Origin of the sequence: Pseudomonas sp. 6D_7.1_Bac1 (assembly GCF_025465945.1) — a bacterium.
In the GTDB taxonomy this organism is placed as follows: Bacteria; Pseudomonadota; Gammaproteobacteria; order Pseudomonadales; family Pseudomonadaceae; genus Aquipseudomonas.
This window is the reverse complement of record NZ_JANLNW010000043.1, coordinates 1-382: the sequence shown is the minus strand read 5'-3', so window position 1 is coordinate 382 and position 382 is coordinate 1. Positions and strand designations below refer to the sequence as shown.

General features: G+C 62.0%; 1 protein-coding gene. It reads left to right on the top strand.

Annotation, left to right across the window (positions count from 1 at the left end):
• On the top strand, positions 1–382 hold a 382-nt coding region (locus tag NTD87_RS10195), incomplete at both ends, for a hypothetical protein (RefSeq protein ID WP_262113671.1).

Genomic DNA, 382 nt, shown 5'->3' with positions numbered 1-382 from the left:
AATCGTCAGCCAGGGCACCTTGGGCCTGATGGCGCTCGGTGCACTGGACAATCATCAAGCAGGCAAGATCCAGAGCACCGGCAGTGCGGTGATCAACAGCGGCAGTCTGGATAACCATCAAGGTGGCGTGCTGAGCAGCAGCAACGCGTTGGCCCTGACCAGCGGCCAAGTGAACAACAGCGAAGGCGGACGCATCGCCAGCGCCATGGCCCTGGCCGTCAATGTTTACGGCCTGGACCAGCACACTCAGGGCCAGTTGAGTGGCGTTACCGGTCTGAGCCTGGACCTGAATAACGGCACGCTCAACAACCAGAACGCCCGGATCACCACCCCCGGCGCGCTGCTGCTGAAGAACCTGAACACGGTGGCCAACCAGAGCGGT